The sequence below is a fragment of the Bacillus sp. SIMBA_154 genome (genome assembly GCF_046536015.1).
Lineage (GTDB): Bacteria > Bacillota > Bacilli > Bacillales > Bacillaceae > Bacillus > Bacillus pumilus_P.
Genome location: NZ_JAWJBV010000319.1, coordinates 1 through 247 on the forward strand (window position 1 = coordinate 1; position 247 = coordinate 247).

The 247-nt window shown below is 62.3% G+C and carries 1 pseudogene; it reads left to right on the plus strand.

The window, feature by feature from the left end:
* A pseudogene (locus R0K30_RS22210) lies at positions 1-247 on the plus strand (hypothetical protein); the annotation flags it as partial.

The following is a 247-nucleotide window of genomic DNA, read 5'->3' on the forward strand; positions in this document are numbered from 1 at the left end:
TCACAGACACGGCCAAAATGAGCTCTGTCCACGACCTCACCGCGCAGATTGTGCAGATCAGGTCCGGTGCGACGACGGCCGAGGAACTGGTCTCCGCGTCACTCGACCTCGCTGACCGTGTCAACGACCGAGTCGGCGCGATCCTCGAACGCTTCGACGAATCCGCTCTGGCCGCCGGCCGAAGTGCTGAACACAGTGCCGGTCCGCTGGCAGGGCTGCCGTTGGGAATCAAGGCGAACCTTTTTTT